This is a genomic window from Amycolatopsis sp. NPDC023774 (genome assembly GCF_040639695.1).
Lineage (GTDB): Bacteria > Actinomycetota > Actinomycetes > Mycobacteriales > Pseudonocardiaceae > Amycolatopsis.
Map to the genome: position 1 here is coordinate 1 of NZ_JBFAAJ010000087.1, position 4,596 is coordinate 4,596.

At 67.9% G+C, this 4,596-nt stretch carries 4 protein-coding genes and 2 pseudogenes; 3 read left to right on the forward strand and 3 right to left on the reverse strand.

The genetic code is table 11. The features are described from left to right. Both AB0F91_RS46845 and AB0F91_RS46850 read right to left on the reverse strand, forming a co-directional pair. A partial coding sequence (locus tag AB0F91_RS46845; protein WP_360608958.1) for an FAD-dependent oxidoreductase occupies positions 1-419 on the reverse strand: 419 nt, incomplete at its 3' end. Between the two features lie 101 nt (positions 420-520). Further along, positions 521-1,255, reverse strand: a complete 735-nt coding sequence (locus AB0F91_RS46850; RefSeq protein WP_360608960.1) for a FadR/GntR family transcriptional regulator — start codon at positions 1,253-1,255, stop codon at positions 521-523. A 178-nt stretch (positions 1,256-1,433) separates the two neighbouring features. Here AB0F91_RS46850 and AB0F91_RS46855 point away from each other — a divergent pair, with 178 nt between their 5' ends. The 3 genes and pseudogenes from AB0F91_RS46855 to AB0F91_RS46865 all read left to right on the forward strand — a co-directional run bounded on the left by AB0F91_RS46855 (position 1,434) and on the right by AB0F91_RS46865 (position 4,182). Further along, entirely contained in the window at positions 1,434-2,306 is an 873-nt protein-coding gene (locus AB0F91_RS46855) for an ABC transporter ATP-binding protein (protein WP_360608962.1), read from the forward strand. Beyond that, positions 2,303-3,163: an ABC transporter permease gene (locus AB0F91_RS46860; protein WP_360608964.1), complete on the forward strand. Its 861-nt coding sequence runs from the start codon at positions 2,303-2,305 to the stop codon at positions 3,161-3,163. The genes AB0F91_RS46855 and AB0F91_RS46860 overlap by 4 nt, the downstream gene beginning before the upstream one ends. 38 nt (positions 3,164-3,201) lie before the next feature. Beyond that, a pseudogene (locus AB0F91_RS46865) lies at positions 3,202-4,182 on the forward strand (ABC transporter substrate-binding protein). A 75-nt stretch (positions 4,183-4,257) separates the two neighbouring features. Here AB0F91_RS46865 and AB0F91_RS46870 read toward each other — a convergent pair. Then, a pseudogene (locus AB0F91_RS46870) lies at positions 4,258-4,596 on the reverse strand (ATP-binding protein); the annotation flags it as partial.

A 4,596-nucleotide genomic window follows, 5' to 3' on the forward strand; every position in this document is an offset into this window, starting at 1 on the left:
TCGATATCGCGCAGGTAGTGGATTCCGGTGAGCTCGCTCCCGGGAATCCGGAGGCGGCGGGGGGTGCCTCCGGTGGCCAGCGCGAGCCGATCGAACTGCACCGTCCGACCGGACCGTGTGACCGCGACGCCGCCACCGAGCCCGGGATCGGTGAGGGTGATCCCGTCGATCCATTCGCCTCGGACGAGCTCGATCCGCTGAGCCTCGTAGAAGTCGGGGCCACGCAGAGCCAGCCGCTCCTCGGGCAGTTCCCCCTTGAGGAACGCCTTGGATAGCGGGGGCCGCTGGTAGGGCAGCCGGTTCTCCCCGCCGAGCAAGGTGATCGGTCCAGAAGCACCCAGCTTGCGCAGCGAGGCGGCCAGCTCCACTCCCGCCTGGCTCGCGCCCACCACCAGGGTGCCGCTTCCCTTCCCCGCCATGCCTTCACCACCCTACTCTCGTTGGCTAGTCCATTAGACCTTAGCGGAAGGCGGCGTCCAGTGCGAGAGGTGTTCCCGAGGGTGGTGCGGGGTTTCGACTGCTACTCGACCTCGTGCGACACGCGCTGCGCAGTCCGGGCGATGTGCTCGCTCATCACTCGCTGGGCGGCGGCGAGGTCGCGGCTGCGGATGGCCTCGGCCAGTTCCCGGTGTTCGCCGGTCCCGCGCTTCCCCATGATGGGCGCCTGTTCACGGGCCTCCCGCAGGGACATCAGGAGCGGGCCGTGGAAGCTCTGGATCAGCATTGTCAGCGCGGTGTTGTGGGCGCATTCGGCGAGCCGGATGTGGAACCGCGCCGAGATGTCCACTGTGTACTCGCCCTCGTCGACGGCGTGCTGCCCCTCCTCGACGAGCTTGAACAGCGCGTCGATGTCGTCTTCGGTCGCCCGCTCGACGATCAGGGGGAGGGCGCCGATCTCGACGATCTTGCGGGCCTCGGTCACCTCGCCGGCGGTGAGCACGGACATCGAAAGGAGGTCGGCCAGGCCCTCGCCGACGCGGTCCGTGCTCGGCGCGGTCAGGAAGGCGCCACCGTGGGCGCCGACCCGGATGGTGACGAGTCCGGTGGCCTCCAGTACGCGAAGTGCCTCACGCACGGTCACCCGGCTCACGCCGAAGCGCTGGCACAGGTCACGCTCACTCGGCAGCCGGTCGCCGGGGGTGAGGGAACCGTCGCGGATGAGGACCTTGATCTGGTCCACGATGACCTGGGACACCCGCGAGGTGCTCACGCGGCTGAAGAGGTCGTCCTTCTCGCCGCGCCCTGTTGCAGCCATGTCTCCACCTCGTCATGGTCGATGCCGGAAATGCACCGTAGTTTAACAGTCAATGGTCTGACCTTACGGTACTAGCCCTGGTCAGGGGTGGCCGCACCGCTCCGGCCGGTCACGACCTGGTCAGAAAACTCAGTTGGACCATTGCTTTGGACTGACAATTAGTCCTACGCTCCCCTCCATGCTGAGCCGAGACAAGCCGGCACTGTCCAGAACGGCAGGCCGTGATGCTGCGCACATCGATGTGGGGGCCACGGGCGGGATCGCACACCTCGAGGCCCGAGGTGTCGCCATCGAGTACGCCAAACCTGGGTCGAAAGAGGTGACGACGGCTGTCGAGCAGTGTGACCTGACCTTGGAGCGGGGGGATTTCGTCTGCCTCGTCGGGCCGTCCGGCTGCGGCAAGACGACCTTGCTCAACGCGGTCGCCGGGTTCGTCCATCTCGCCGACGGCGATCTGGAACTCGACGGCCGGCCGATCCCCGGTCCGGGGCCCGACCGGGCGATGGTGTTCCAGCACGCCAACCTGCTGCCGTGGCGGACCGTACAGGCGAATGTCAGCTACGGCCTCGAGCTCACGAAAAAGGTCAAGAAGCCGGCGGCCAAGCAGCGCGCCGACGAGCTGCTGGAACTGGTCGGCCTGGCCGGCGTGGGGCAGCAGTACCCGGCGCAGCTCTCCGGCGGCATGCAGGCCAGGGTCAACCTCGCCCGCGCGCTCGCGGTCGAGCCGGAGATCCTCTTGCTCGACGAGCCGTTCGCCGCGATCGACGCACAGACGCGCGAGGTGCTCCAGGTCGAACTGCTCAGGGTTTGCGCCGCACGAGACGTGACAGCTCTGTTCGTCACCCACGACATCACCGAAGCCGCGTTCCTCGCGGACCGGGTGTGCGTGTTCAGCCCGCGGCCCGGTCGCATCGTCAAGGAGATCACGGTGCCGTGGCCGCGTCCGCGGTCGCACGAGATCCGGCGGACGCGGGAGTTCGCGCAACTGCGGGACGAGATCGCCGATGTGCTCTACGGCGCCAAAGCCGGCGCCGGGGAGGGAGCCCGATGAGCGTCACCTCTTCGCCAAGGTCGGCCTCGCGAGTCGAACCTCGCCCGGCGGGCCGGAGCCCTCGCGCCGGACGAGCCGCCCGCCGCCGGCTGCCGTCGTGGCTCAGCGAGCAACGCCTGTTCGGCATCGGCGCCGTGGTCGTCGTGCTGGTCGCGTGGGAGGTCGTCGCGCTGCTACGCATCCAGCCGCAGCTGATCCTGCCCGGGCCGGTCGACGTCATCAACGCTTTCGGCGCGATGATCCAAGGCGGGCAGATCTGGATCGACCTGTGGACCAGCGCCCAGGAACTGCTCGCCGGTCTCGCGCTCGCGGTGGTGATCGGCCTGCCGGTGGGGCTGCTGATCGGCTGGTACAAACGCATCGCCTGGGCGCTCAACCCCTTCGTCAACTTCCTCTACGCCACCCCGCGCATCGCGCTGACGCCCCTGCTGATCATCTGGCTCGGCATCGGCAGTTCCTCGAAGATCGCGATCGTCTTCCTGATGGCGCTGTTCCCGGTCCTCATCAACACCGCGCAGGGCGTCCAGTCGCTCGAACAGGGAACTGTCCGCGTGGCGCGGTGTTTCGGGGCGAGCGACCTGCAGCTGTTCCGCACCGTGGCCCTGCCCGGGACCGTCCCGTTCATCGCCAGCGGGATGCGGCTCGCCGTGGGCCAGGCGTTGATCGGTGTGTTCGTGGCCGAGCTCAGCGGCGCGCAGCACGGCGTCGGCATGACGATGAACACCGCCGGCCAGCAGTTCCAGACCGCCACGGTGTTCGCCGGCCTGTTCATCTTCGCCGCGGCCGGGGTGATTCTCACGGCACTGCTGCGCCGGGTGGAGAACCACTACGCCGCCTGGCGTCTGAGCAACGACTGACGTTTCCCGTCCCCGCCCATTCCCAGAAGGACAGAACAATGAAGTTCAAGTCTGGCGCCTTCGGCGTCGCCTTTTCCGTGGCGCTCGTGACGTCGTTTCTCACCGCGTGCGGCGGTTCGTCGGACGCCGGAGCCGATGGGGTCGTCACGGTCAGCTACAGCGAAGAGGTCGCCGACGAGCTGCCCCTGTGGATCGCTTCGGAAGCCGGCTACTTCAAGGAGCAAGGGCTCGACGTCAAGCTCATCAAGCTCGACAGCAACCAGGGGTACCCGGCGCTCATCTCCGGTCAGACGCAGCTCGCCTCGATGGGCGGCTCCCAGATCGTCGCCGGCACCGCGGCGGGCGGTGACGTGAAGGTGCTGGCCGCGCTCACCCCGGTGCTGCCGTACCAGATCTATGCGAACGTGCCGACCGCCGCGCAGCTGCGGGGCAAGAAGATCGGCTACACCACCAAGAGCGGATCGCAGTAAATCGGCACCTTGCAAGCGCTGAAGAAGCTGGGCATCAATCCGACCGACGTGAACCTGGTCCCGCTGGGCTCGGTGACGAACGTCAACAACGCCCTGCTGGCCAAGACCATCGACGCCTCCGCCACGCACCCACCGGCGAGCCTCAAGTTCGAGGACGCCGGGCTGCACATGGTGATCGACATGGCCAAGGAGAAGATCCCCAACATCAACGTGGGCATCTCCAGCACGTCCGAGTACCTCAAGGACCACCCGGACGTCGTGGGGAAGTTCATGGCCGGACTCAAGAAGGGCTTCGACCGCGAACGCTCCGACGAGGCGTACTCGACGAAGATCCTCGGCGCCCACCTCGGGGTCACCGACCAGCGCGCGCTCGACGCCACCTGGAAGTACTACGCAGGCGAGGTTCTCACCGACCCGCCGGTGGCGACGGTGGACCAGCTCAAGTCGTCGCAGCAATCGCTGGAGGGCTCGGTGAACGGGGTGGACAAGGTCGACCTCGCGTCGCTCATCGACTCGTCCTTTGTGGACAAGGCCTTCGGGGCCAAATAGGTCGTGCCGCGCGAGAAACGCGCGGTGCCGGGTCGGTCGTCGACCCGGCACCGCGCGTTCGGCTGTCGTGGGGCGTCAGCCGTCGAGCTGCGTCGCGCGGCGCAGGTCGTCGGCCGTGAGCCGCTCCGGGTCGAGGGCGACCTCGGCCCGCAACGTCAAGGCCGCGAGGATCGACTTCCGGATCCGCCGGCCGTCGAGGCCCCGCAGGCCTTTGGCCAGTTCCGCGCGCAGGTCGGCGTCCTGGGCGAGCGGCTTCAGCCCGGTCCACTGCTCGGCCAGTTCGGTCAGCGAGGACGCCACGATCTGCTCGACGACCTCGTCGTCGGGCAAGGTGGTGTTCATGACCAGGTCGGCCCGCGAGAGCACCGCTTCGTCGACCGCGTCGATGAAGTTGGTCGTGGCCACGAGAACCAG

Excerpts from the sequence above, each read along its gene's own strand:
- AB0F91_RS46855 (WP_360608962.1), top strand. The coding sequence starts at position 1,434 with ATGCTGAGCCGAGACAAGCCGGCACTGTCCAGAACGGCAGGCCGTGAT.
- AB0F91_RS46850 (WP_360608960.1), bottom strand. The coding sequence starts at position 1,255 with ATGGCTGCAACAGGGCGCGGCGAGAAGGACGACCTCTTCAGCCGCGTG.
- AB0F91_RS46860 (WP_360608964.1), top strand. The coding sequence starts at position 2,303 with ATGAGCGTCACCTCTTCGCCAAGGTCGGCCTCGCGAGTCGAACCTCGC.